We start from the raw sequence: 24,015 nt of genomic DNA, 5'->3' as shown, positions 1-24,015 counted from the left end.
GGGCGGTTCGGCTTTTCAAGGAAATTCCGAACCGCTCAATCTCTTTGTTTTCTGGCAATTCCGGACGAAAAGCCGCTTCGCACTTTTCCTGGAGTCGCTCTAGCATGTGGGAGGCGCCCGATGGGCAAGACGATCCGACTGACGATGGCCCAGGCCGTCGCGCATTTTCTCAAGAAGCAGATGACCATCATCGACGGGCAGAAGCAGCCGATATTCGGCGGCGTCTGGGCGATCTTCGGTCACGGCAACGTCGCCGGCATCGGCGAGGCGCTTTATCAGGTGCGCGAGGAGCTGCCGACTTTCCGGGCTCACAACGAACAGGGCATGGCCCATGCCGCCGTCGCCTTCGCCAAGGCGAGCTTCCGTCAGCGCTTTATGGCCTGCACGACCTCCATCGGCCCCGGTGCACTGAACATGGTCACGGCGGCCGGTGTCGCGCATGTCAACCGCATTCCGGTCCTGCTCCTGCCCGGCGACGTCTTCGCCAATCGCGCGCCCGATCCGGTGCTGCAGCAGATCGAGGATTTCGGTGACGGCACCGTTTCCGCCAATGACGCCTTCCGTTCGGTCTCCCGCTATTTCGACCGCATCACCCGCCCCGAGCAAATCATGACGGCGTTGAAGCGCGCCATGCAGGTGCTGACCGATCCGCTCGATTGCGGCCCTGTAACCCTCTCGCTCTGCCAGGACGTGCAGGCCGAAGCCTTCGATTATCCGGAAAGCTTCTTCGAAGAGCATGTCTGGGCGCAGCGCCGGCCGCAGCCGGATAGCGACGAGCTCGCCAACGCCATCGCATTGATCCGCCGCTCGGAAAAGCCGGTCATTCTCGCCGGCGGCGGCGTGCTTTATTCGCAGGCGACCAAGGAGTTGGCCGCTTTCGCGGAAGCGCATGATATTCCGGTCGTCGTCACGCAGGCCGGCAAATCGGCCATCGACGAGACGCATCCGCTGGCGCTCGGCTCGGTCGGCGTGACGGGCACGTCGGCCGCCAATGCCATCGCCGAGGACACCGACCTGGTGATCGCCGTGGGCACGCGCTGCCAGGACTTCACCACCGGCTCCTGGGCGCTGTTCAAGAATGAGAAGCTGACGATGATCGGCCTCAACATCGCGGCCTACGACGCCCTCAAGCACAATAGCCACCCGCTGGTGGCGGATGCGCGCGAGGGCCTGAAGGCGCTTTCCGCCGGCCTGACGGGCTGGCGCGCGCCGGCGTCGCTCGCCGAGAAGGCGACGCGCGAAAAGCAGATCTGGATGGAGGCCGCCGCCAAGGCGATGGCGACGACGAATGCCGCCCTGCCCTCCGACGCCCAGGTCATCGGCGCCGTCACGCGCACGCTGGGCGGCGAGAACAGCATCCTCGTCTGCGCGGCCGGCGGTCTGCCCGGCGAGCTGCACAAGCTCTGGCCGGCGACAGCACCCGGCAGCTACCACATGGAATATGGCTTCTCCTGCATGGGCTACGAGATCGCCGGCGGTCTTGGCGTGAAGATGGCGCGGCCGGACAAGGATGTCGTCGTCATGGTCGGCGACGGCTCCTACATGATGCTGAATTCCGAGCTGGCGACCTCCGTCATGCTCGGCCTGAAGATTACCGTCGTCCTGCTCGACAACCGCGGCTATGGCTGCATCAACCGCCTGCAAATGGCAACCGGCGGCGCGAACTTCAACAATCTGCTGAAGGATTCGCGTTATGAGGTGATGCCGGAGATCGACTTCCGGGCGCATGCGGCAAGCATGGGCGCGGCTGCCGTGAAGGTCTCTTCCATCACCGAACTGGAACAGGCGATCGAGGCCTCGAAGAAGAATGACCGCAGTTCGGTCATCGTCATCGACACGGACCCGCTGATCACGACGGATGAGGGCGGCCATTGGTGGGATGTCGCCGTTCCCGAAGTCAGCCCGCGAATCGAGGTCAACAAGGCTCGCGCGGCTTACGAAAAGGCGCGCGCCTCCCAGCGCATCGGCTGATCGATTCCGACAGTTTTCCGGAGGAGCTGAAACGCTCCTCCAATACCATTTTCAAGGAGACCATTGATGAAGGCCAAACTCGGCATGTCGCCCATCGCCTGGTGGAACGACGATCTTCCGGAGCTCAGCGACGACGTATCGCTCGAGGAATGCCTGCGGCAATCGCGCGGCGCGGGCTTCACCGGCATGGAACAGGGCCGCCGCTTCCCCAGCAACCCCGACGAGATGCTGCCGATCCTGCGCGCCGCCGACGTGACGCTCTGCGGCGGCTGGTTCTCGGGCACGCTCGTCAACGAGGAGCTTGCCGCCAACAAGGACCGCATCGCGCCGATGATCGAGCTGTTCAAGGCCGTCAACGCGCCCTGCATCGTCTATGGCGAAGTCGGCCGCTCCATCCAGGGCGACCGCTCCAAGCCGCTCGCCACCAAGCCGCGTCTTTCGGATGACGAGATGAAGGCCTATGCCCGCCGCGTCACCGAATTCGGCGAATGGTGCGCCGCGCAGGGCATGCCGCTCTCCTACCACCATCACATGGCGGCCGTCGTCGAGACCGAGCCGGAACTCGACGCCTTCATGCGAAATTCCGGCGCAGGCATTCCGCTGCTGCTCGATGCCGGCCATCTCGCCTTTGCCGGCGGCGACGTTCTCCGCGCCATCGACAATCATCACGCCCGCATCAACCACGTTCATGTCAAGGACATCCGCAAGCCTGTCGTCGATGGGCTGGATCGCAGCCGGCAGTCGTTCCTCGATGCCGTCGCGCTCGGCGCGTTCACGGTGCCAGGCGACGGCTCGCTCGATTTCGAGGCCATCGTCAAGCGCTTCGCCGACTACGGTTATGAAGGCTGGTTCGTGGTCGAGGCCGAGCAGGATCCGCGCAAGGCGCCGCCGCAGAGAATGGCCGAGATCGGACACGCCGAGCTGATGCGCGTCATGACGGCTGCGGGCTACACGGTTGAAACCGAAGGCTTTCCCAAGGGATAGCGGAAGACGAGTGCCCGTCGCCGCATCGAAGGATGGCGAAGGGCGTTTTCCAAGCAAGGAGGAAGAACATCCATGCCAAATCTCAAGGTCAAACCAGACGGCACCCATGGCCGTGTCACCCACGTCACGCCCGAAAGCGCCGGCTGGACCTATGTCGGCTTCGACCTCTATCGCCTGAAACCGGGCGAGATGGCCTCGGCCGAGACAGGAGATCGCGAAGTCTGCCTCGTATGGGTCAGCGGCAAGGGAAGCGCCAAGGCGGGCACGAAGGATTTCGGCTCGCTCGGCGAACGCATGAGCCCGTTCGAGGGCGCGCCCCACGCGCTCTATATTCCAGCCGGTTCGAACTGGTCTGTGACCGCCGAGACCGACCTGGAACTCGCCGTCTGCTCGGCACCGGGCGGCGGCTCCCATGAAGCCCGCGCCATTCCGCCGGGCACGCATCCGGCACTGACACGCGGCAAGGGCACGAATGTCCGCTACGTCAACAACATCATGCCGGAAGACGACGGCGCGGCGCATTCGCTGCTGGTGGTGGAGGTCATCACGCCGGGCGGGCACACCTCGTCCTATCCTCCGCACAAGCACGATCAGGACAACCTCCCGAACGAGAGCTTCCTCGAGGAAACCTACTACCATCGCCTCAACCCGCCGCAGGGCTTCGGCTTCCAGCGCGTCTATACGGACGACCGGTCGCTGGACGAGGTCATGGTGCTGGAGGATGGCGATGTGACGCTGGTGCCGAAGGGATATCATCCCTGCGCCGCCTGCCACGGTTACGATCTCTACTATCTCAACGTCATGGCCGGCCCGAAGCGCATCTGGAAATTCCACAATGCCGTCGAACATGAGTGGCTGCTCAAATCCTGAAGAAGTGTCGGGTTCTTAAGCAGCCGCTCTCATGGTTCGAGACGGCCTTTGGACCTCCTCACCATGAGGGCTGATCTCCTGCGCAAGACGACACACTAATCTCGCCTCATGCGACAGGAAGCTATTTTGCGTGACTGTGTGCGCTCTGTGCGCTCTATCCTCACCCTGAGGAGCGAAGCCTCGAAGGGCGAGGATAGCCCCCAAAGTTTCCCCAAAAAAAGGCCGTGCCCGAAGCGCGGCCTTTTCCATTTCATACGGGCAGCAGGCCGTAGCGCCAGTTCCGATCCCTGGCTGTGCGTGACAGCACCAGCCAGGTCAGCAGGATCATCCCCATCTCCGCGAAGATCGGCGTCATCCAGATTCCCTTTTCGCCAAAGAGGAGCGGCAGGAGGAACGTCAGCGGCAAGGTGAACAGATAGGGCCGCGACAGACCAAAGATTGCACCGCGCTTCGCATCGCCGATCGACTGGAAATAGGACGACAGGATGATCGCCTGACCGAAGAGGAAATAGGCGCCGATCGTCCAGGGCAGGATGCGGCCGACTTCCGCGACGATCACGGGATCAGCCACGAAGACCCCTCCCAGATGCCGTGCCAGCAGCTCGACGACAAGCTCGACGGCAGCGCAATAGACCAAGGCCGAAATCATGGCGATCAGCACGCTGTGGCCGACGCGGGTCGGAAGCGCCGCACCGTGATTATGACCGGATATGGTCTGCAACGCGATGCTCAGGCCCAATAGCGGCAGATAGGCGAAGGTCATCACGCGGGTGACGATGCCATAGGCGCCGACAGTGGCGACATAATCCCCTTCATGCCAGATCGACAGGTTGAAGAGAATCGCCGCCGAACTCAGCGAAATCCCGATGAAGCCGAGGCTCATCGGCGCACCGAAGGCGAAGATGCCGCGCCACTCGCGCAGATGCAGCGCCCTATCGACCCATAGCCCGCCGGGGTGGCGCAGACGATAGATGATGACGATCGTCAGGCAGATGAATTGCGCCAGGATCGAGCCGCCGGCGGAGCCGACCACGCCCCAGTGGGCCACAGCCATCAGCAACCAGTTCGCCAGGATGTTGAGCAGCGTCGAGGCGAGCGTTACCAGCGTCATGAAACCGAGCTTTCCCTCGCAGCGCAGCCCGTCGAGATGGATCGACAGGAAGAAGCTGATCGGCGCGAAGGCGACCATGACGCCCATGAAGGCCTCGCCGCTGCGAGCGACATCCGCGTTCCCTGCCGCAGCCACCGAAATGAATTGCCGGGCCGCCAGCCAGTAGACGAGATTGACGATGATCACGACGGCAATCGCCAGCGTATGAGCGCCGGTGAAAACGCTTCGTGCGCCGGCGCGGTCGCCGGCTCCCAGGCGGCGGGCAAGAATGCTGGCCATGCCGTTCGAAACAAGCGTCTGCAGCGCGATCAGCAGCATGAGCGCGGGAAAGATGATGCTGACTGCCGACAGCGCATCCGCCCCGACATAGACGCCGAGAAAATAGGCGTCGACAACGGCGAAGAGACCGCTGACCGTCGTGATGACGATGATCGGCGCTGCGGTTCTGGCAAAGACGCCGGGCAGCCAGCCGGTAAGGAACATATTGCGTTCTGTATTGTGCGTCATGGTGGTATCCGGACGAAATCGCACGTTATCGGCGAAGACAACGGCCGATCAATGGAGGATGAAGGTCAGATGTCGAGAACCAGATGCGGTATGCCGTTCGATGTCCTGCGCGGCGAAATGCCGTCGGCGTCGACCTGGGCATTGATGCGCTGGCGGAAGGCCGAGAAGCTCTCGAACTCCACCACGTCGACCGGTTCGTCGAAATGGATGGTGATCCTGTAAAACCCGCCTGATTTCGCCGACATCGCCAGAACCTTCCCCGTAAACGGCTTGTTCAGGTAGCGGCCGCGCACGGCGGAGCCGACATCGAAAGGCGCGTCCGGCCCGTCATTCGATTTTGCCGCAAGCGCCGACAGCGTGTTCCAATCACGCAACCCATGTTGCTTGGCGACAAGCTCCAGCGCCGTCGAGTGGCTCATCTCGTCGCCGCGCTCTGCCATGGCCTGACGCAGACGGCGGGCCTGGGCCTTCAATTCATCTATGGACGGATAGGTCGTCATGGGATCAGCCTTTGCTAAGGCACGCAATTACGACCGTGAAACGGGGCTCGCATTACCGCCAGTCAGCATGCCCTATATGGCTGTGACCAGAAACAGCGAGGACTTCACCTTGGATTTTCATCCGCGAGCGGCGGGCGCCTCGAACCGTTCGTCCGTATGATCCAAGCCGGCTTCACTGTCAAGATGCGTTCAAATCGGGACAAAAGACGAACCCGTTAAAATTCTATCAATGGAATTGACGCTTCCGCAAAACCTCCGTGCAAGGTTCATGATGTAGCCGAGATGAATTCGGTCTGTTTTTCAACAGGGAATGACAATGCTTCGCGCGACCCATCTGGCGAAAGTCAAATCCGAAGTTTACGAACGAAGCTGGGAACGTTTCTACGTTCAGAGGCCGGCGCGTCTCGTGGCTGTCCGCCCCTGTCTCACCGGCATCTCCATGCGCAGCGCCGAGATTACCGATATTTCGCGCGGCGGCGCCAGCTTCACCGTCGGCACCACCGTCGGCCTGCCGACGCATTACTATCTGAACATCCTCGGCCTTGCCTACCGCATCGCCTGCGCCGAAGTCAGCCGCAACGGCAACCGCGTCCATGTCCGCTTCATCAACCTGATCGAACCGGAAACCTTGCGCCGCGTCGTGCGCGCCGACTTCATGATCGGAAATACCGAGGCGCTGGCAGCCCGCGGCAGACGGCAGTAGCTCGATCCCGATATGCGGCAGACGGCAGTAGCTCGATCCCGATATCATGCCGTCACGCGACCGGCGATGGCTCCCGGCATCGCAGAAATGGCTTGAGATAAGCCGTGTGATTCAAATGCATCGCCGCGAAGCTCCTTGGCGTTACATCGTCAGCCATCGGTCGAGATGGTGACGGATTTCCACGCCTCGATTTCCTTCTGCAGGCGCGCGATCCTCTCCGATACGAGTTTAAGCGCATCGCTTCCAAGCAGAAGCTGCGGCGGCGGATCGGCGCTTTCAACCAGGCTGAGAACGACTGCCGCGAGTTTGTCGGGATCGCCGAGTTGCTGGCCGCTTTTCGCCTGTCGCGCCTCACGAATGGGATCGAATAGCGCGTCGTAATCCGCGATGGACCTCTCGGTCCGAACCATCGAGCGCCCCGCCCAGTCCGTGCGGAACGAACCGGGGCAAAGCGTCGCGACATGCACGCCGAACGGCGCCATTTCCGAGCGCATCACTTCCGATATGCCTTGAAGCGCGAACTTGCTGCCGCAGTAATAGGCGATGCCGGGCATGGTAATCATGCCGCCCATCGACGTGACGTTCAGGATAAAGCCGCGGCGTCTCTCGCGGAATCGCGGCAGGAAAGCCTTGGCCACCGCAACCGCGCCGAAGACGTTCACATCGAACTGGCGCCGCATCTCTTCGAGCGGCGACTCCTCAAGGACGCCCTCGTGACCGTAGCCGGCGTTGTTGATGAGGACATCCACCGGTCCGTGGTCTCTCTCAGCCAGCCCGACGACCTCGGGTATCCGCTCGAATTCAGTCACGTCACACAGAACAGGACTGACAGCCGGCAGGCGCTCGGCCAACCTCGCCCGCGACGACTCCGAGCGGACGGTGCCAATCACCTTATGTCCTTTGGCACTTGCCGCCGTCGCAATGGCAAGACCGAATCCAGAATTGGCTCCGGTGATGAAGAAGGTCTTCCGTGACATCCTTGATACTCTCTCGTTGCTTTGTTCGGTTTTTGACTGATAATCTGGCCATCCACACCTATCGACTGCAAAACCTATGAATATCTTGCCAAATTCTATGGAGGTAGAAATCGGAAGGACCAAGCGCGGTGCGCTTGTGGAACTGGCGAAGCATCTCGCGCCGCGTCAGGGCTACAATTCGACCGGGCTTTCCGGCGTCCGCATCCTCCGGAGTGAAACGGTGCTTCGCGACGTCCCGGTCCTCTACAAGCCGGGTGCAGTCTTCGTGTTGCAGGGCAGCAAGCAAGGCATGCTTGAAGGCGAAGTCTATCTCTACGACGAGGAGCATTATCTGGCGGTGTCGGTGCCCGTTCCGTTCCGAATGGAATCCGTTGCCAGCCCGGAACGGCCATTGCTTGCCGTTTATGTCGAGTTCGACATGACACTTGGTGTGGAAATCGCCTCGGAGGTGGAAAATCGGCGCTCTGGGCCGGCGCCCGACAAGGCCAGAAGCCTCGTATCGAGTAGAATGGAACCGGCGATCGAGGATGTGCTGCTGCGCCTGTTGCGGGCGCTCGGCGACCCTATGGAAACGGCGGTTCTGGGCGCCGGCATCCTCCGCGAGCTGCATTACCGCGTGCTCATCGGCCCGCAGGGCGCTGCGATGATTTCGGCGTTGCGGCAGAGAGGTCCGTCCGGGAGGATCGTGCAAAGCCTCGGCCGGTTACGTGAAACCTACAATTCGGAGGTTCTGGTAACTGACCTCGCCCGGGACGCGGGGATGAGCGTTCCCTCCTATCATGCACATTTCAAGGCCCTCACGGGCAGCAGCCCAATGCAATACGTCAAAGCCATGCGGCTTCATGAGGCGAGACTGATGATGGCCCGTCAGGACAGCACGATTGCGGATGTTGCGCTGTCGGTCGGTTACGTCAGCGCTGCCCAATTCAGCCGCGACTTCAAACGGCATTTCCGCCGCACGCCTTCGGAAGAGGTGAAATGGGTGCGCCGACATCTCGGTGAGCTCGCCTCGCGATCGTAACGGGATTATCCGGTGCCGACGCAATTCGGAAGCTGCGCCTTTCCGCTCTTGCAACGGCCCGCCAAGGGCCTATTGTCCTTCGCCTTGCAACTGAATTCGGGAAACAATGCCAGCATGTCCGCCTTCTCGCGCTTCACGCCGCTGATCAGCGCCCTTCCCTCCACCGTACCTTTCGTCGGCCCCGAAGCGCTGGAGCGCCAGCGCGGGCTGAGCGTCAAGGCCCGCATCGGCGCCAATGAAAACGGTTTCGGGCCCGCCCCCTCCGTCCTCGCCGCCATGCGCGAGCGCGCGGGCGACATCTGGATGTACAACGATCCGGAAAATTTCGAGCTGAAACAGGCGCTTGCGGCGCATCTCGGCGTGCAGGCGGCCAATATCGCCGTTGGCGAAGGCATCGACAGCCTGCTCGGCCTGATCGCGCGCATGGTGATCGAACCGGGCACGCCGGTCGTGACCTCGCTCGGCGGCTATCCGACCTTCAATTTCCATGTCGCCGGCTTCGGGGGCCGCCTTGTCACCGTGCCCTATGTCGATGACCGCGAAGACCTCGATGGATTGCTGGAAGCGGTCAAGCGCGAGAACGCGCCGCTGGTCTATTTCGCCAACCCCGACAATCCGATGGGAAGCTGGTGGGATGCGGACAAGATCGTCGCCTTTGCCCGGGCGCTGCCGGAAAACTGCCTGCTGATTCTCGATGAAGCCTATAGCGAGACGGGGCCCGAAAGCGCGCTGCCTGATATCTCCACCCTGATCGGGCTGCCGAATGTCCTGCGCACCCGCACCTTCTCCAAGGCCTATGGGCTGGCCGGCGCCCGCGTCGGCTATGCCATCGGCACGCCCGAGACGGTGCTGACCTTCGACAAGATCCGCAATCATTTCGGCATGAACAGGCTGGCGACCGTGGCCGCCCTCGCCGCGCTCAAGGATCAGGCCTATCTTTCCGAAGTGGTTGGCAAGATCCGGGCGGCACGCGAGGACATCGGCGCGATTGCCCGCGATAACGGGCTTTTGCCGCTTGCCTCCGCCACCAATTTCGTCGCCATCGATTGCGACCGCGATGGCACCTATGCCCGCGCCATCGTCGACGGGCTGATTGAGCACGGCGTCTTCATCCGCATGCCGGGCGTTGCGCCGCTCAACCGCTGCATCCGCGTCAGCGTCGGCCCCGGACGGGATCTGGATCTTCTGGCCGGGGCGCTGCCGAAGGTGTTGAAGGCCATCGGCTGACTTTCTGGGTGTCTCCGGCAATCGCCGGCCGCTCCTGCCCGCGCGTTTCGCAGGCCCCTCCTCAAACGACGAAACCGCGCCGGCCTTGTCCCGGCCGGTCGCGGTTTTCGTCATTTCGGCGCTCGCCTCTCCATCGACCGCCGACACCCCTCCTTCGAGGTCAGTCAGTAAGTCGTATTCCTTGCGGCACGCCTCAGTGCGTCGTCATCCACTCGCGGGCGGCGCGGAGCGCTGCGGCGAGCTGCATCTTGGTCAAGGTCGCGGCGACGTCGGCGCGAAGCTCGGCGGCGCGCTCGCTGCCACGAATGGCGGCGATATTCAACCATTTGTGGGCAGCAACGAGATCTGCGGCGCAGCCCCTGCCGGTCGCGTAGTTGACGCCCAGCTCGCAAAGAGCATCGGCGCTGTTACCACCCATCATGGCCATTCCAGACATCGGTGTTTCAAAGCGTGCCATTGGTTATATCCCTGTCTTGCTTCTGTTCGTATCTGCCCTGTTTTCCGTCCGAACCTTGCCGTCGTTCGCGGCTTTCCGGCTCGTCCGGCCGGCGGGTTTGCCCCGCTCGTTTGATGGCTTCACTATCGCAGACGGCTTTCAAAAAACGCCTAAAATGCATGCTTAATTCGATGCAAACAAAGTACAAATGCTTGGTAAACTTGGGATTTTGTTAAACATCGCTTCCCTTGCAAATTAAGGATTTTCAAGCGAGCTTAACCTTCCGTTAGGATTTGGATTTAAACGCTTTCTTCACCACAAAAAGAGCGCGTTTCAATCCGATGCAGGATTTTACCGGGATGCGGAGGCCGGAAAGGCCGAAGGTTTGTATCCCTGAAAATCGTATTTACCTTTACGTTCGCGTTAGATAATCTCGCCCGCATTCCCGGTGATCGAACCGGGCGGGCGCCTGGGGAGGAAAAACGCTGTGATCCGCGCTACCATTCTTGCTTCCGCGCTGCTTCTGAGCGCGAGTGCGGCCCTTGCCGAAGAGCCGATCGTCGGCAACTGGAAAACACTCGACGGCGACACCGCCGCCATCGCGCCCTGCGCCGACAGCTATTGCGTGACCTTGAAAACGGGCAAATATGCCGGCAGGCAGATCGGCAGGATGCAGGGCAAGGACGGCAGCTACACAGGCGAACTCACCGACCCTTCCGAGAACAAGACCTATAGCGGCTCCGGCACCATCAGCGGCAACAGCGTGAAGATGAAGGGCTGCGTGCTCAAGGTATTCTGCAAGTCACAGACCTGGACGAGGCTCTGAGGCGACGCTTTTCTCTTCAGGAAAAGCCTTTCGGATCTGGCCGCCATCGGCCGGCGACCCCTTGTTGCTTGCCCAAGGACGGGCATGTGCATCAGCTTGAAACCGGTAATATTTCTGAACGCCGGATGAACCGGCATCTCAGCACCTGTTCAGGCTGACCATGGCAAAACAATGTCCAGTATAGGGCACGGGTAGGGCCAAGGACATGAATTCTATCATCATGGCACGGCGTTTCGTCATCATCATGCTGTCTGCCGCCATTTTTGCATTCAGCTTCTCGGTTGCGGTCGAACACGCAGGCCGCAGCGGCGCGCAATCGCATTTCGGCGCAAGCTTTACCTGCGCACAGACCGGCACGCCCTATTGCACGACCATCCAATAACGAGGCCCGCGCGTGAAGATGCGCGAGCCTCGGGTCCGCTGCAAAAATAGCTGCGAGAATCCGAACCATGGCTTGCAACGTCGTTTGCTTGTAACCGACGACACTCTATAATGGCGCATGAGCAACAGAATCTCTTCTTTTTCACCCAACGACATCTCCTCCCCAAGCCCGTTCCAGCCGCGGACCTTCAACGATCCGGCAAAGGCCGTCGATGCGCTGACGGAGCTTTACGAGCGCAATACCGCGTTCCTGATCGACAATTTCACCAAGCTCGCCAAGGGAGCGCCGGTCACGACCCGCTATCGGGCCTTCTATCCGCAGGTGAGCATCGAGACCACCAGCTTCAGCCATGTCGATTCGCGTCTCTCCTACGGTCATGTCACGGCGCCCGGCGTCTATACCACGACGATCACGCGCCCTCATCTCTTCAAGCACTATCTCACGGAGCAGCTGACGCTGCTGATGCGCAGCCATAACGTGCCGGTGGTGGTGTCGGAATCGACCACGCCGATTCCGCTGCACTTCGCGTTCGGCGAAGGCGCCTATGTCGAGGCTTCCGCCACGGCCTTCGAGGACATTCCGCTGCGCGACCTCTTCGATACGCCCGACCTGAACACCACCGACGACGAGATCGCCAACGGCGAATACATCCCGCCGCCGGGCGAGCCGTCCCCGCTTGCGCCCTTTACCGCGCAGCGCATCGACTATTCGCTGGCCCGCCTCGTCCATTACACGGCGACCAGCGCGGCGCATTTCCAGAATTTCGTGCTGTTCACGAACTACCAGTTCTATATCGACGAGTTCTGCAAGTGGGCGCGCGACCTGATGGCCGAAGGCGGCGGAGGCTACACGGCCTTCGTAGAGCCCGGCAACATCATCACGCCGGCCGGCGCCAGCCAGCCGGAGGGCGATACGTCGCCGCCGCGGCTGCCGCAGATGCCGGCCTACCATCTGAAGAAAAAGGGGCATGCCGGCATCACCATGATCAATATCGGCGTCGGCCCCTCCAACGCCAAGACGATCACCGACCATGTCGCCGTTCTGCGCCCGCATGCCTGGCTGATGCTCGGCCACTGCGCGGGCCTGCGCAACAGCCAGCGCCTCGGCGACTATGTGCTCGCCCATGCCTATATGCGCGAGGACCACGTTCTGGACGACGACCTGCCGGTCTGGGTGCCAATCCCGGCGCTGGCCGAAGTGCAGGTGGCGCTGGAAGCCGCCGTTGCCGAAATCACCGGTTACGAAGGCTTCGAGTTGAAGCGCATCATGCGCACGGGAACCGTCGGCACCATCGACAACCGCAACTGGGAACTGCGCGACCAGGCAGGCCCGGTCAAGCGCCTGTCGCAGGCCCGCGCCGTCGCGCTCGACATGGAATCGGCGACGATCGCCGCCAACGGCTTCCGTTTCCGTGTCCCCTACGGCACGCTTCTCTGCGTCTCGGACAAGCCGTTGCATGGCGAGCTGAAGCTGCCGGGCATGGCGACCGCCTTCTACCGAACCCAGGTGAACCAGCATCTGCAGATCGGTATCCGCGCCATCCAGAAGCTGGCCGAAATGCCGCCGGAGAAGCTGCATTCGCGCAAGCTGCGCAGCTTCTTCGAAACGGCGTTCCAATAAGCGCCGGGGTTTCGAGCCTATCGTCCGTCAGCGGACACCGAAATCATCCTGCCAGCGGCCGCGACTTGCGGCCGTTCGTCGTTTGGTGCGGCCCCCAAGCTCAGGCACAGGATCAGCAGGGCGAAACCCGCAAATCCGATCCAGATACGGAACACGACCCTCCCGGCATCCGCCGCTTCCAGCAGTTCCGCTTCCGACAACGTCTTTCTTTGCCAGTAATGCACGATTGCAGCTTCCAGGCTGTACATTTCCGTCGCTCCTCTGGTGATGACGGAACTGGTCGACCGGCGTCGTCCGGTTTCGACAGAGCCGGAAATTTTTGTCATGCTGCGGATCGGGATGTCGATTTGCTTGGCGGCCGCTCGTCCATGGCTGTCAGCAAAATCGGGAGAGGAGACGCTGCGATGAAATATCTCTGCCAGGTCTGGTTCGACGGCACGATACTCGACACCATGACGAAAGAGGAAAAGCACAGGCTGGATTCGGATTCACTCGGCTATGACCGCGATCTGATGGCGAGCGGCCACATGATCCATGCCGAAGCGCTGCAATCGCCACGCTCGGCGGTGACGGTGCGGGTCCGCAACGGCGAGACGTCGGTGACGGACGGACCTTTTATCGAAACCAAGGAACATCTCGGCGGCTTCATCCTGATCGAAGCCAGGGACCTCAACGATGCGATCCGCGTTGCCGCCGGCATCCCGCTCGCCAAGCTCGGCAGTATCGAGGTTCGGCCCATCCACTCTTTCGGTCCGGACGTTTGAGGAGGCTGCGATGAAATTTCTTTGCCAGGTCTGGTTCGAGACCGCCGAGATCGCCAAGCTTTCGGAAGAGGAAGGGCGAAAGCTGACGCAGGATTCGATCGACAACGACAACCGGCTGCGCGCCAGCGGCCACCTCATCGTCGCCAATGCCTTGCGCGAGCCGGAGACAGCGAGGACGGTTCGGGTGCGTCGTGACGAAACCGCCGTCACCGACGGCCCCTTCGCCGAAATCAAGGAGCATCTCGGCGGCTTCGTGCTGATCGAGGCGCGGGACATGGAGGAAGCGACGCGAATAGCGGCCACCTTCCCCGTTGCCCGTTACGGCATGATCGAGGTGCGCGGCGCCTTCGATATCCGCTTTCCGGACGAATGACTGAGAAAGGAAATGACATGCGGTTTCTATGCCTGATCTACACCTCCGTCGATGTCGATGGCCGGCTGACGCAAAGCGAGATGAACCACCTGATCGCCGAGCACTTTGTCTTCGACGAGGGTTTGCGGCGGGACGGCGCCCTGATCGTTTCGGATGCGTTGGCGCTTCGCGACAAGTCGATCGTCATCCGACCGGACGGCAATGCATTCTCGATAACGGATGGGCCATTCGTGGAAACGAAGGAGCATCTGGCCGGCTTCTACCTCATCGAGGCGCCTGATCTGGATGGTGCGGCCGACATCGCCCGGCGCATCCCTTCGGCGCGTTACGGCGCCATAGAAATTCGCCCGGTTCGTATCCTGACCCTGCGGGGCGACCTGGCGGAGGCGGATTGACACCCGTGTCGCCGCGCCAGACCATCGACAGCATCTATCGCAGCCACTCGCGCCGCGTGCTGGCAACGCTGATCCGTCTGCTCGGCGATTTCGACCGGGCGGAGGAAGCGCTCCACGATGCCTTTGCGGCAGCGGCCCGACAATGGACGGAAGAGACGATCCCCGCCAATCCCTACGCCTGGCTCGTCTCCGCCGGGCGCTTTCGCGCCATCGACCATATCCGGCGGCGGACGCGCTTCGATGCCGCTCGTTCGGACATCGCCGACAGCCTTTATCCGGAGGGAGAGGCGATGGAGACCGCCGAAGGCCCGGAGATCGAGGACGACATGCTGCGGCTGATCTTCACCTGCTGCCATCCCGCCATACCGGCCGAGGCGCGCATGGCGATGGCGCTGCGCGAAGTCTGCGGGTTGACGACGGAAGAGATCGCCCATGCCTTCCTGATCCCGGCGCCCACCGTCGCGCAGCGCATCGTCCGCGCCAAGAACCGCATCCGCGCCGCCCATATTCCCTATGAAGTGCCCGGCAAGGCCGAGCTGCCGGAGCGGCTGGCGCAGGTGCTGCGTGTCGTCTACCTCGTCTTCAACGAGGGCTATTCCGCATCCTCCGGCCCAGCTATCGTCCGTGCCGATCTCGCGTCCGAAGCCATCCGCCTCGGCAGGCTGCTGTTGCAGCTGCTGCCGGATCCGGAGGTCGAAGGGCTGCTTGCGATCATGCTTCTGCAGGATTCGCGGCGGCTTGCCCGCACCGATGCGGCCGGCGAACTGGTGCTGCTTGCCAATCAGGACCGCTCGCTCTGGGACCGCGGCCAGATCCGCGAAGGTCTGGCATTGTCCGCAAATGCGATGTCCGCGGCAGACGTCGGCACCTATGCCCTGCAAGCCGCGATCGCTGCCGAACATGCCCGCGCCGCGACAGCCGATGATACCGATTGGCGGCAAATCGTGATGCTTTATGATCTGCTCTTGACGGCCAGCCCTTCCCCGGTGATCGAGCTCAATCGAGCCGTGGCCGTATCGATGCGCGACGGCCCGGCGACCGCACTTGCCATCGTCGACGACATGCTGAAGGAAGAGCGCATGGCGCGCTATCACCTCGCCCATGCCGCGAAAGCCGATTTCCTGCGCCGGCTCGAACGGCCGGACGAGGCGCGGCAAGCCTACGAAACGGCGCTTTCGCTATGCCAGCAGACGCCGGAGCAGGCATTTCTGCGCCGGCGCCTGGCCGAGCTCGGCGGCAAGGCTTCGCGATAGATGCGATCAGGCACGCTTGCGCGAGGCAAGCAGTCCGATGGCGGTTCCCGTCAGCGCCGAAACCACGATCAGGAGATGAGCGTTGATGCTGGCCTGCGCCAGATTTTCGATTGCCGCCTTCTCGCTCGAAGCCCCGAACGCCATCGCCCCGGCGGTGATGCCGGCCGGATAGGTGCCGACGCCGCCCGGCGCATGCACCGGCAGGACGGAGGACAATTCTCCGCCGAGAGCGCCGCCGAAGCTTGCAGACAGCGGCGTGACGTTCATGAGACCAAGCGCCCAGGCGAGCACCACGACCTTGACCAGCCAGTTGACGATCGTCGTCAGCCAGGCGCGCGCAAAGGCTCTGATATCGACCGGCAGGCCGCGTTCCAGCTCATGCACCAGCCCTTGCGCCTTCTTCGGCAGGATGCGAGCGGCAAGACGGATCAGCGGCCGGCGGGAGGCAAAACCCGCAACGGGCAGCAGCAGGAAGACCGCCCACACGATCCAGGCCAGGACATGATAGGGCGAGGCAAGCGCAAGGCCGATGCCGGCCGCGGCAAGCAACGCATGCAGGTCGAGCAGCCGCATGACGAACAGCGCCGAGGTGCCGCGCGCCAGCGGGATGCCGAATTCCGAGCGCATCAGCACCGGGAAGCTGGTCTCGCCAGTGCGGAACGGCATCATGATGTTCAGGAGATTATGGACCTGCGTGACGCGGAAAAGCGCTGCGAAATGGCCTGATGTTTCCTTCGGGAAATAATCGTAGATGCGCCATGTGCGCAGGAAGTAGGTGCCGGTCAGAAGCGCAAGCGCCAGAAGGATCGGCAAGGCGCCGACCTTGCCCCATTGCGCCAGGATGGAGCTCCAGCCCCAGAACCACTCGATGAAGGCGGCATAAGCCACGACGACAGCGAGGGTCAGCAGCATCATTCGGTTGCGAATAAACCAATTCTGTCGGCTGGCAACCATCGGAGTCTTCATGTAGTTAGGGCACCCAAATGCGAGCGGAGGCTGAAACCGGATTGATCGCTCGTTCCGTCCGGCAGGTTCTGCCGGTCTTTTAGGAGAAAGTAGAGTTGCAGACAACGGCAGAGTCGACCCTCCCCCAGGCCGATCCGGCAAGCCCCCTCGAGCTTTCGCTGGTCGTGCCCGTCTTCAACGAGGAAGAAAGCGTCGGACCGCTCATCGAGCGCATCTGCACCGCCATGACGAGCTTTTCCAGGCCCTGGGAGTTGATCCTTGTGGATGACGGCAGCACCGACGCGACGCTCGCCAATGCGCGCCGGTCCCTTCCACGAGAAGGGCTGACGCTGCGCATCGTCGAGCTTCAGCGCAATTTCGGCCAGACGGCGGCCATGCAGGCTGGCATCGACGCGGCGAACGGCCGCCTCATCGCCACCATGGACGGCGACCTGCAGAACGACCCCAAGGACATTCCCTCGATGGTCGAGGAACTGGAACGCCGGCAACTCGACCTGCTCGTCGGCTGGCGCAAGAACCGCCAGGACGGCCTGCTGCTGCGCAAGATTCCCTCCTGGTGCGCCAATTATCTGATCGGCCGCATCACCGGCGTCAAGCTGCACGATTATGGCTGCAGCCTGAAGATCTATCGCTCCTCCATCATCAAACAGGTGAAGCTGATGGGCGAGATGCACCGCTTCATCCCGGCCTGGGTCGCCGGCGTCGTGCCGAGCTCGCGCATCGGCGAGGTGCCCGTTACCCACCATGCCCGCCAGCATGGCACGTCGAAGTATGGGATTTCGCGCACCTTCCGCGTCATTCTCGACCTGCTGTCGGTGATGTTCTTCATGCGCTATAAAGCCCGGCCGGGGCATTTCTTCGGCTCGCTCGGGCTCGGGCTCGGGGCGCTTGCCGGCCTGATCCTGCTCTGGCTCTTCGTCGACAAGTTCATCTTCGGCGACGATATCGGCAACCGGCCGCTGCTGCTGGTCGGCGTCGTGCTGCTGCTGTCGTCCGTGCAGATGATCACGACCGGCATCCTCGCCGAAATGATTGCCCGCATCTACTATCGCGACGATCTTTCGCCGAACTACATCGTGCGCAAGATCTTCGACAGGAACCATCAGGATGCATAGGTTTCTGGTCCGCCGACCGGATGCCGTCATTCTCCTGCTTGCCGGCTATTTCCTGGTCGAGTTCCTCGTGCGCCTCGCCATGCCGCACGGCCTGCGCTACGACGAGTCGCAGCAGGCGCTGTTTTCGCAATGGCTCACCTTCGGCTACGACTCCCAGCCGCCGCTCTATAACTGGGTGCAATCGATCGTCGTTTCCGTCTTCGGGCTGTCGCTGGCGGCGATCTCCAGCGTCAAGAACCTCTTCCTCTTCCTCGTCTACATCAGCTATTACCGGCTGGCCCGGGAGGTGCTGACCGACAAGGTTTTTGCGGCGATCGCGACCCTGTCGCTGCTCACCATCCCGCAGTTCTTCTGGGAAGCGCAGCGCGATCTGACGCATACGGTGGCGCAGCTCGTCACCATCAACCTGTTTCTTTGCGGCGTGATCCGCACGCTGAAGGCCCCGAGCCTCGGCTCCTATATCTTCACCGGCGTCGCGCTCGGCCTCGGCATGCTGTCGAAATACAATTTCGCGCTGCTGGTGGCCGGCGCCTTCGTCGCCGTGCTGATGCATCCGCAGGGCCGCGCACGGGTCTTCGACAAGCGCTTCCTGCTCACCATCGTCATCTCCGTGCTGATCTTCCTGCCGCACGGCCTTTGGCTGATGCATAATCTCGGCCTCGCCTCCGGCCGCACGCTCGGCATCATGGAGCAAAACGCACCGGACGGCGCTTTCGCCAAGTTCGTGAAGGGTCCGCTGAAGTTCCTCAGGCTGATCCTCGTCATCAGCGCGCCGACGCTCGTCGTCTATGCGCTGGTCTTCGGCAAGAGCCTGCTCAAGAATCTCGGGCGGTCGAACGAATGGACCCGCTTCTTCGAGATCCTTCTGGCCGTCATCGCCATCCTCGTGCTGATCCTTATCGTCACCATCGGCATGACGGATATGCGCGACCGCTGGCTGCTGCCCTTCCTGTTCCTGCTGCCGATCTATCTGTGCCTGAAGATGGAGATTGCCGGCATCAAGGCCGCGGATTTCGGCAAGCGCTTCTTCTATGTGCCGCTCGTCATGATGGTCGTCATCCCGGTGCTGCTGCTGGTGCGCACCTTTTTCCCGTCGCTGTTCGGCGCCTTCGACCATTACAACACGCCCTATCCGGCCTTCGTGCAGCAGATCGTGGCTGCCGAGGGCAAGAAGCCGGGGCTGGTGCTGACCGATGGATGGCTGCCCGCCGGAAACCTGCACCTGCAGCTTCCCGACGTTCCGGCCATGTCGCTTTTCTTCCCCAACCTGACGACGGACTATGCGTGGAGCGCCAGCCGGCCGATCCTGATCGTCTGGCGCCCCGGCAAGGACAACGGCGTCATGCCGGTGGAATTATCGAACTGGCTGCGCGATACGCTCGGCCCGCAATATGCCGCGCCGGACACCAAGCTTGCGGACGTGCAGTATATCCACGGCAAGCCCGGCGAGATGGCGTCCTTCGCTTATGGATGGGTCTATCCGAAATAGGAGCGTACTGCTTTGAGTTCGACAGACAAGATCGAAAGCCTAATTGAGGACACTGCGGATCTTCCAGCTTGGCAGACGAAAGGCTCTAGGCATTTGGTTCACGACCGCTGGCTGAAAGTTCGCGCGGATAGCTGCGTGACGGCGGAAGGCATGGAGATTGCGCCCTATTACGTGTTGGAATATCCCGATTGGGTCGAGATTATCGCACTTGATGACGAGGATCATATCTACCTCATCCAGCAATATCGTCACGGGCTCGGGGTCGTGGTGCTTGAACTGCCCGGCGGCGGCGTAGATGCGAGCGATGCAAGTCCGATCGAGGCGGCAGCCCGCGAACTGCGTGAGGAAACCGGTCTTAAGGCTGTCAAATGGGAGTATGTCGGCAAGCTGGCGCCCAATCCGGCCACGCACACCAATTTCGTGCACATCGTCATTGCCCGCAATGTCGAGTTCGCCACCGAGCCGGCGGATGATCCAACCGAGCGTATCCGGCTCATTCGCATGCCGGTCCGCCAGGCGATAGAGCTGGCGTTGGAAGGTAAAATGCTCCAGGCCATCCACGTTGCGGCGCTGACACTTGCCCTGCACAAGGCGGGCAAGTGGGACCAGCCCGCACTGCTGCCAAGCTCTAGCTAGAGCATCACCTCCGCCCAGACGGCATCGAGCGCGGCGCGGGTGATGCGCACCATGGCATCCACTTCATCGTGGCCGATGACGAGCGGCGGTGAGGCAAGCATGCGGTCGCCCGTGGCGCGCAGCACGAGACCGTTCGCAAGGGCATGGTTGCGCACCGCCGAGCCTACGGCATCCGGCTTCTCGAACCGGCGGCGGGTGGATTTGTCGGCCGCAAGCTGCAGGCCGCCCATCAGGCCGATGCTGACGGCTTCGCCGACCATGTCGTGATCGGCAAGACTGCCCCAGGCCCTCGCGAAATAAGGGCCGATATCGTCGCGCACGCGCTCAACAAGCCGCTCCTCCTCGATGATCCTCAGGTTTTCGAGCGCGGCGACCGCGCAGACCGGGTGGCCGGAATAGGTAAAGCCGTGATTGAATTCGCCGACCTCGTTGATGAGAACGTCGGCAATGCGGTCGCTCACCAGCACGCCGCCGATCGGCAGGTAGCCGGAGGACAGTCCCTTTGCGATCGGCGCGAGATCGGGCTCGACGCCGAAATGCTGATGGCCGAACCATGTGCCGAGACGGCCGAAGCCGCAGATCACTTCATCGCAGACGAGCAGGACGTTCCTCGCCTTGCAGATGCGCGCGATCTCGGGCCAGTAGGTCGACGGCGGAATGATGACGCCGCCGGCGCCCTGCACCGGCTCGGCGACGAAAGCCGCGACATTGTCCTCACCCAGTTCGTCGATCTTGGCCTCGAGTTCGCGGGCAACTTTGAGACCGAATTCCTCCGGCGAGAGATCGCCGCCCTCGGCATACCAATAGGGCTGGCCGATATGGACGACGCCGGGGATGGGAAGGTCGCCCTGCTCGTGCATGTATTTCATGCCACCCAGGCTGGCGCCGGCAACCGTCGAGCCATGATAGCCATTCTTGCGGGCGATGACGGTCTTCTTCGTCGGCTTGCCGACGGCTCCCCAATAGACCCTGGCCATGCGGAACCAGGTATCGTTGGCCTCGGAACCGGAATTGGTGAAGAAGACGTGGTTGAACTGCGGCCCGGCATGGGCGCAGACCTTCTCGGCCAGAAGCGTCGCGGGCGTGGTCGTGGTGCCGAAGAAGGTGTTGTAATAGGGCAGCTCGTTCATCTGCCTGGCAACCGCGTCGGCGATTTCGGTGCGGCCGTAGCCGATATTCACGCACCAGAGGCCGGCAAATCCATCCAGATACTTCCGCCCTTCGGCGTCGAAGATATAGACGCCCTCGCCGCGCTGGATGACACGCGCGCCATCGGCATTGAGCTTCTTCATATCCGCAAAAGGATGGAGATGATGGGCAGCATCCAGGGCAGCGAGATTGGAGCGGCTTGGCGTGTCGGACATGATGTATTCGAACCCTCTTTGAATTGGTGCCTGTCAGGCAGGAACGCCGACGCCGTGATTATGTGCATGGCCCTTCGCCCGAGCGAAGGCCCGGTGCGAAACCGCAGCGTAGCCAGACTTGACTGAAAGCTGTCATCGTTTACGACCATGCCGTGAGCATTGGGGATTTACAAGAGCATGGCCGCCGACAACGCAACCGAAGGTAACGCGCGCATCGAAGTTTTGATATCGGATATGAACGGCCGGTTGCGCGGCAAGCAGATCCCGATTGCAGCCGAAAAGAAAGTCTGGTCCGGCGCCGTACGGCTGCCGACCTCGACGCAATCGCTCGACATCTGGGGCGACGACAACGACGATATTACCGGCCTGTCGCTGACGATCGGCGATCCTGACGGGACATGTGTTGCCGACGAGCGCACGCTGACGGATATGCCCTGGGCACCGCCGGGATCGAAGCAGGTGCTGGCCACCATGCACGAGCTCGACGGCAGTCCGAGCTTTCAGGACCCGCGCGCCATTCTTTCCGCCGTCGTCGATCGCTACAAGGCGCTCGGCCTGACGCCCGTCGTCGCGACGGAGCTGGAATTCTATCTGCTCGCCGGAGACTGGCGCGACAGAGGCATTCCCTCGCCGCCGGCAGCCCTGACCTATCAGGGCGAACCGAACGGCTTTCAGCTCTACGACATGGATGCCGTCGATCTGCTCGGGGATTACCTCGAAACGCTGCGCAGCTATGCGAGAGCGCAAGGATTGCCGGCGGACGCGACGACGGCGGAATTCGGCCCCGGCCAGTTCGAGGTCAACCTGTTGCATCGCCCGGATGCGCTGGCCGCGGCGGACGACTGCATCATGCTCAAGCGCGTGGCCGAACAGGCCGCGCGCCAGCACGGCCTGAAATCGACCTGCATGGCCAAGCCCTATACCGACCATGCCGGCTCGGGCCTGCATGTCCACGCGAGCATCGTCGACGATCGGGGTCGCAATGTCCTCGATGCGGCGGGCGGGGAGCCGAAGAAACTGAAATCGGTCTGCGCGGGGCTGTTGCAGACGATGCAGGATGCGCAGCTGATCTTTGCGCCCTATGCCAATTCCTACCGTCGTTTCCAGCCGGGCTCGTTCGCCCCCGTCGACCTGACCTGGGGCTACGGGCATCGCGGCACGGCCGTACGCATTCCCGAAAAGGATGGGCCGGGCGCGCGCATCGAGCACCGCGTCGCCGGTGCCGACGCCAATCCCTATCTGATGCTGGCGGCAATCCTCGGCGGCATGCTGCTCGGCCTGCAGGACGAGCTTGATCCCGGCGAGGAAACGACGCCCTCCCATGTGCCGGCCGATGCGCCGCGCCTGACGCATGATTTCCTGACCGCCGTCGAGCGCTTTCGCGCCTCGGCCTTCATTGCCGATATCTTCGGCGAGCGGTATCAGAAGCTCTACGGCGACACGAAGCACAAGGAAGCGATCCGCTACCTGCGCAGCGTTTCCGATTTCGACTACCGGACCTACCTGCCGCGCCTGTGAGCGCGTCAGATGGCGACGCTGTCGACGGCGCCTTCGCGAGCGACCTTGATCGCGGTTCCTTCCTGGACCATGACCTTGAGCTCGCCGGGGTGAACCTTCAGGATCACGTCGCGCTCCAGCGGCAGGAGTTCGCCGTCCATGACGCAGCTTGCGAGCTGGCGCAGATTCGGAAAATGCAAATGCACCTCCGGCGCATGCATGATCATGACATCGGCATTCTCACGGACCCGACCACGCAATATGTCGATGGCAAGGCGGGCGACGCCGAGCGGCCGCAAGGGTTTCGCGGTGTAAAAGCCCAGTTCGCCGCTGCGCAGGCTGTCGGCGTAAAGCAGCGCATTGGCGCCAAAGGGATTGTTGGAAACCGAAATCGCAGAGACATGCCGCTGCTCGCGCACGTCGCCGGCCTCGAAATCGACGTCGAATTCCGGAGGATTGGCGATGACGCCGAAAGCGGCGCGGGTGCTGGCCGACATTTTCCCGATGCGCGAGCGGTAGGTATAGCCGTTGCGATAGCGCACCATGCGCGCGTGCAGGCCCGCTGAAAACTGATGCACGAAGGCGCGACCGTTGGCGCTGCCGATATCGACATTGTCGACCTCGCCCGCCGCCAGTATATCGAGCGTCTGCCAGATATCGAGCGGCAAGCGCAGCGAGCGGGCGAAAAGGTTCATGGTTCCGGCCGGAATGACGCCAAGGGCGACGCCGGTCTTCCAGGCGATGGCAGCGGCGGCTGAAATCGTGCCGTCTCCACCGCCGGCGACGATGCCGTCTATGTCGTCACGGCGCGCCGCCCGCTCCATCGCCGATACGATGTCGCGCCCCCCTATCACAAGCGCCTCGAAATCGTGACCGGCGTCGCGGAAGACCTGTTCCGCTTTCTTCTCATAGGCAGCCATGTCGGTCGTCCGGAACGTGCCGCCATCGCGATTGAAAAAGCCGATCAATTTCATTGGGCTCTCGGATTTTCCGCAAATTGTGTCTCAGTCAGGAGCTGAAGTCCCATG

The 24,015-nt window shown here is 62.3% G+C and carries 25 protein-coding genes; 17 read left to right on the top strand and 8 right to left on the bottom strand.

Annotation, left to right across the window (positions count from 1 at the left end; all coding sequences use genetic code 11):
• Window positions 1-120 precede the first annotated feature (120 nt).
• The 3 genes from iolD to iolB all read left to right on the top strand — a co-directional run bounded on the left by iolD (window position 121) and on the right by iolB (window position 3,825).
• Window positions 121-1,971 (top strand): 3D-(3,5/4)-trihydroxycyclohexane-1,2-dione acylhydrolase (decyclizing), encoded by a 1,851-nt coding sequence (gene iolD, locus ACJJVH_RS03510; RefSeq protein WP_412064755.1) that lies wholly within the window; start codon window positions 121-123, stop codon window positions 1,969-1,971.
• Between the two features lie 66 nt (window positions 1,972-2,037).
• Complete coding sequence (iolE, locus tag ACJJVH_RS03505) at window positions 2,038-2,955, top strand: myo-inosose-2 dehydratase (protein ID WP_412064754.1); 918 nt, start codon at window positions 2,038-2,040, stop codon at window positions 2,953-2,955.
• Between the two features lie 72 nt (window positions 2,956-3,027).
• Entirely contained in the window at window positions 3,028-3,825 is a 798-nt protein-coding gene (iolB, locus tag ACJJVH_RS03500) for a 5-deoxy-glucuronate isomerase (protein WP_412064753.1), read from the top strand.
• 250 nt (window positions 3,826-4,075) lie between these two features.
• Here the strand turns inward: iolB and ACJJVH_RS03495 are convergent, their stop codons facing one another.
• Window positions 4,076-5,443, bottom strand: a complete 1,368-nt coding sequence (locus tag ACJJVH_RS03495; RefSeq protein ID WP_412064752.1) for an MATE family efflux transporter — start codon at window positions 5,441-5,443, stop codon at window positions 4,076-4,078.
• A gap of 65 nt (window positions 5,444-5,508) precedes the next feature.
• Window positions 5,509-5,943 (bottom strand): glyoxalase superfamily protein, encoded by a 435-nt coding sequence (locus ACJJVH_RS03490; RefSeq protein ID WP_113370284.1) that lies wholly within the window; start codon window positions 5,941-5,943, stop codon window positions 5,509-5,511.
• Window positions 5,944-6,253: 310 nt separating this feature from the next.
• Between ACJJVH_RS03490 and ACJJVH_RS03485 the strand changes: the two genes are divergently transcribed.
• Window positions 6,254-6,646 carry a PilZ domain-containing protein gene (locus tag ACJJVH_RS03485; RefSeq protein WP_412064751.1) on the top strand — a complete coding sequence of 131 codons (393 nt, stop codon included), beginning with the start codon at window positions 6,254-6,256 and terminating at the stop codon, window positions 6,644-6,646.
• A gap of 149 nt (window positions 6,647-6,795) precedes the next feature.
• Here the strand turns inward: ACJJVH_RS03485 and ACJJVH_RS03480 are convergent, their stop codons facing one another.
• The gene (locus ACJJVH_RS03480) at window positions 6,796-7,623 is read right to left on the bottom strand and encodes an oxidoreductase (protein WP_412064750.1); all 828 of its coding nucleotides are present in this window, start codon (window positions 7,621-7,623) and stop codon (window positions 6,796-6,798) included.
• A gap of 82 nt (window positions 7,624-7,705) precedes the next feature.
• Here ACJJVH_RS03480 and ACJJVH_RS03475 point away from each other — a divergent pair, with 82 nt between their 5' ends.
• The gene (locus ACJJVH_RS03475; RefSeq protein WP_412065125.1) at window positions 7,706-8,644 is read left to right on the top strand and encodes an AraC family transcriptional regulator; all 939 of its coding nucleotides are present in this window, start codon (window positions 7,706-7,708) and stop codon (window positions 8,642-8,644) included.
• A gap of 114 nt (window positions 8,645-8,758) precedes the next feature.
• The gene (locus ACJJVH_RS03470; protein WP_412064749.1) at window positions 8,759-9,871 is read left to right on the top strand and encodes a pyridoxal phosphate-dependent aminotransferase; all 1,113 of its coding nucleotides are present in this window, start codon (window positions 8,759-8,761) and stop codon (window positions 9,869-9,871) included.
• 193 nt (window positions 9,872-10,064) lie between these two features.
• Here the strand turns inward: ACJJVH_RS03470 and ACJJVH_RS03465 are convergent, their stop codons facing one another.
• Window positions 10,065-10,328, bottom strand: coding sequence for a sel1 repeat family protein (locus ACJJVH_RS03465; protein WP_112797009.1), 264 nt, complete (start codon window positions 10,326-10,328; stop codon window positions 10,065-10,067).
• A gap of 466 nt (window positions 10,329-10,794) precedes the next feature.
• On the opposite strand from ACJJVH_RS03465, the gene ACJJVH_RS03460 reads away from it, so the two are divergent.
• The 3 genes from ACJJVH_RS03460 (at window position 10,795) to ACJJVH_RS03450 (ending at window position 13,135) form a co-directional block, all read left to right on the top strand.
• Window positions 10,795-11,133, top strand: coding sequence for a DUF2147 domain-containing protein (locus tag ACJJVH_RS03460; RefSeq protein ID WP_112797369.1), 339 nt, complete (start codon window positions 10,795-10,797; stop codon window positions 11,131-11,133).
• Window positions 11,134-11,338: 205 nt separating this feature from the next.
• Window positions 11,339-11,515 carry a hypothetical protein gene (locus ACJJVH_RS03455; protein WP_412064748.1) on the top strand — a complete coding sequence of 59 codons (177 nt, stop codon included), beginning with the start codon at window positions 11,339-11,341 and terminating at the stop codon, window positions 11,513-11,515.
• 117 nt (window positions 11,516-11,632) lie between these two features.
• Window positions 11,633-13,135 (top strand): AMP nucleosidase, encoded by a 1,503-nt coding sequence (locus ACJJVH_RS03450; protein ID WP_112797008.1) that lies wholly within the window; start codon window positions 11,633-11,635, stop codon window positions 13,133-13,135.
• A gap of 17 nt (window positions 13,136-13,152) precedes the next feature.
• Here the strand turns inward: ACJJVH_RS03450 and ACJJVH_RS03445 are convergent, their stop codons facing one another.
• A complete protein-coding gene (locus tag ACJJVH_RS03445; protein WP_113370287.1) occupies window positions 13,153-13,383 on the bottom strand; it encodes a hypothetical protein in 231 nt (76 codons plus the stop codon).
• A 156-nt stretch (window positions 13,384-13,539) separates the two neighbouring features.
• On the opposite strand from ACJJVH_RS03445, the gene ACJJVH_RS03440 reads away from it, so the two are divergent.
• Genes ACJJVH_RS03440 through ACJJVH_RS03425 form a run of 4 tightly spaced genes read left to right on the top strand, consistent with a single transcriptional unit; the run spans window position 13,540 to window position 15,920 of the window.
• Complete coding sequence (locus ACJJVH_RS03440; RefSeq protein WP_113385209.1) at window positions 13,540-13,899, top strand: YciI family protein; 360 nt, start codon at window positions 13,540-13,542, stop codon at window positions 13,897-13,899.
• 10 nt (window positions 13,900-13,909) lie between these two features.
• On the top strand, window positions 13,910-14,272 hold the full coding sequence (locus ACJJVH_RS03435) for a YciI family protein (protein ID WP_112797003.1): 363 nt from the start codon (window positions 13,910-13,912) through the stop codon (window positions 14,270-14,272).
• Window positions 14,273-14,289: 17 nt separating this feature from the next.
• Complete coding sequence (locus tag ACJJVH_RS03430; protein WP_113358158.1) at window positions 14,290-14,667, top strand: YciI family protein; 378 nt, start codon at window positions 14,290-14,292, stop codon at window positions 14,665-14,667.
• Between the two features lie 5 nt (window positions 14,668-14,672).
• Window positions 14,673-15,920 (top strand): RNA polymerase sigma factor, encoded by a 1,248-nt coding sequence (locus tag ACJJVH_RS03425; RefSeq protein WP_412065124.1) that lies wholly within the window; start codon window positions 14,673-14,675, stop codon window positions 15,918-15,920.
• Between the two features lie 6 nt (window positions 15,921-15,926).
• Here the strand turns inward: ACJJVH_RS03425 and ACJJVH_RS03420 are convergent, their stop codons facing one another.
• A complete protein-coding gene (locus tag ACJJVH_RS03420) occupies window positions 15,927-16,886 on the bottom strand; it encodes a lysylphosphatidylglycerol synthase domain-containing protein (RefSeq protein WP_112796998.1) in 960 nt (319 codons plus the stop codon).
• A 95-nt stretch (window positions 16,887-16,981) separates the two neighbouring features.
• On the opposite strand from ACJJVH_RS03420, the gene ACJJVH_RS03415 reads away from it, so the two are divergent.
• From ACJJVH_RS03415 to ACJJVH_RS03405, 3 genes are read left to right on the top strand one after another with little or no spacing between them, the layout of a single operon-like run.
• Window positions 16,982-18,001, top strand: coding sequence for a glycosyltransferase family 2 protein (locus ACJJVH_RS03415; protein WP_112796996.1), 1,020 nt, complete (start codon window positions 16,982-16,984; stop codon window positions 17,999-18,001).
• Window positions 17,994-19,490: a glycosyltransferase family 39 protein gene (locus ACJJVH_RS03410; RefSeq protein WP_412064747.1), complete on the top strand. Its 1,497-nt coding sequence runs from the start codon at window positions 17,994-17,996 to the stop codon at window positions 19,488-19,490. Before ACJJVH_RS03415 ends, ACJJVH_RS03410 begins: the two co-directional genes overlap by 8 nt.
• A 12-nt stretch (window positions 19,491-19,502) precedes the next feature.
• Entirely contained in the window at window positions 19,503-20,126 is a 624-nt protein-coding gene (locus ACJJVH_RS03405) for an NUDIX hydrolase (protein ID WP_412064746.1), read from the top strand.
• On the opposite strand, the gene ACJJVH_RS03400 is transcribed toward ACJJVH_RS03405, so the two are convergent.
• Window positions 20,123-21,490 carry an aspartate aminotransferase family protein gene (locus ACJJVH_RS03400; RefSeq protein WP_412064745.1) on the bottom strand — a complete coding sequence of 456 codons (1,368 nt, stop codon included), beginning with the start codon at window positions 21,488-21,490 and terminating at the stop codon, window positions 20,123-20,125. The two genes, ACJJVH_RS03405 and ACJJVH_RS03400, sit on opposite strands and share 4 nt — an antisense overlap.
• A gap of 177 nt (window positions 21,491-21,667) precedes the next feature.
• Here ACJJVH_RS03400 and ACJJVH_RS03395 point away from each other — a divergent pair, with 177 nt between their 5' ends.
• Complete coding sequence (locus ACJJVH_RS03395; RefSeq protein WP_113358164.1) at window positions 21,668-23,008, top strand: glutamine synthetase family protein; 1,341 nt, start codon at window positions 21,668-21,670, stop codon at window positions 23,006-23,008.
• 5 nt (window positions 23,009-23,013) lie between these two features.
• Here ACJJVH_RS03395 and ACJJVH_RS03390 read toward each other — a convergent pair whose 3' ends face one another.
• Entirely contained in the window at window positions 23,014-23,961 is a 948-nt protein-coding gene (locus tag ACJJVH_RS03390; RefSeq protein ID WP_412064744.1) for a diacylglycerol/lipid kinase family protein, read from the bottom strand.
• Window positions 23,962-24,015: the final 54 nt, after the last annotated feature.

The sequence above is a fragment of the Rhizobium sp. SYY.PMSO genome, from assembly GCF_046840415.1.
Lineage (GTDB): Bacteria > Pseudomonadota > Alphaproteobacteria > Rhizobiales > Rhizobiaceae > Rhizobium.
The sequence above is the reverse complement of the archived record's forward strand: the minus strand, read 5'-3'. Positions and strand labels throughout refer to the sequence as shown.

Bases quoted from the DNA above. Each gene is read 5' to 3' on its own strand.
- ACJJVH_RS03400 (WP_412064745.1), bottom strand. From the start codon at position 21,490: ATGTCCGACACGCCAAGCCGCTCCAATCTCGCTGCCCTGGATGCTGCC.
- ACJJVH_RS03490 (WP_113370284.1), bottom strand. From the start codon at position 5,943: ATGACGACCTATCCGTCCATAGATGAATTGAAGGCCCAGGCCCGCCGT.
- ACJJVH_RS03470 (WP_412064749.1), top strand. From the start codon at position 8,759: ATGTCCGCCTTCTCGCGCTTCACGCCGCTGATCAGCGCCCTTCCCTCC.
- ACJJVH_RS03480 (WP_412064750.1), bottom strand. From the start codon at position 7,623: ATGTCACGGAAGACCTTCTTCATCACCGGAGCCAATTCTGGATTCGGT.
- iolB (WP_412064753.1), top strand. From the start codon at position 3,028: ATGCCAAATCTCAAGGTCAAACCAGACGGCACCCATGGCCGTGTCACC.
- ACJJVH_RS03465 (WP_112797009.1), bottom strand. From the start codon at position 10,328: ATGGCACGCTTTGAAACACCGATGTCTGGAATGGCCATGATGGGTGGT.
- ACJJVH_RS03445 (WP_113370287.1), bottom strand. From the start codon at position 13,383: ATGTACAGCCTGGAAGCTGCAATCGTGCATTACTGGCAAAGAAAGACG.
- ACJJVH_RS03435 (WP_112797003.1), top strand. From the start codon at position 13,910: ATGAAATTTCTTTGCCAGGTCTGGTTCGAGACCGCCGAGATCGCCAAG.
- iolE (WP_412064754.1), top strand. From the start codon at position 2,038: ATGAAGGCCAAACTCGGCATGTCGCCCATCGCCTGGTGGAACGACGAT.
- ACJJVH_RS03410 (WP_412064747.1), top strand. From the start codon at position 17,994: ATGCATAGGTTTCTGGTCCGCCGACCGGATGCCGTCATTCTCCTGCTT.
- iolD (WP_412064755.1), top strand. From the start codon at position 121: ATGGGCAAGACGATCCGACTGACGATGGCCCAGGCCGTCGCGCATTTT.
- ACJJVH_RS03395 (WP_113358164.1), top strand. From the start codon at position 21,668: ATGGCCGCCGACAACGCAACCGAAGGTAACGCGCGCATCGAAGTTTTG.
- ACJJVH_RS03450 (WP_112797008.1), top strand. From the start codon at position 11,633: ATGAGCAACAGAATCTCTTCTTTTTCACCCAACGACATCTCCTCCCCA.
- ACJJVH_RS03495 (WP_412064752.1), bottom strand. From the start codon at position 5,443: ATGACGCACAATACAGAACGCAATATGTTCCTTACCGGCTGGCTGCCC.
- ACJJVH_RS03420 (WP_112796998.1), bottom strand. From the start codon at position 16,886: ATGAAGACTCCGATGGTTGCCAGCCGACAGAATTGGTTTATTCGCAAC.
- ACJJVH_RS03390 (WP_412064744.1), bottom strand. From the start codon at position 23,961: ATGAAATTGATCGGCTTTTTCAATCGCGATGGCGGCACGTTCCGGACG.
- ACJJVH_RS03440 (WP_113385209.1), top strand. From the start codon at position 13,540: ATGAAATATCTCTGCCAGGTCTGGTTCGACGGCACGATACTCGACACC.
- ACJJVH_RS03430 (WP_113358158.1), top strand. From the start codon at position 14,290: ATGCGGTTTCTATGCCTGATCTACACCTCCGTCGATGTCGATGGCCGG.
- ACJJVH_RS03455 (WP_412064748.1), top strand. From the start codon at position 11,339: ATGAATTCTATCATCATGGCACGGCGTTTCGTCATCATCATGCTGTCT.
- ACJJVH_RS03485 (WP_412064751.1), top strand. From the start codon at position 6,254: ATGACAATGCTTCGCGCGACCCATCTGGCGAAAGTCAAATCCGAAGTT.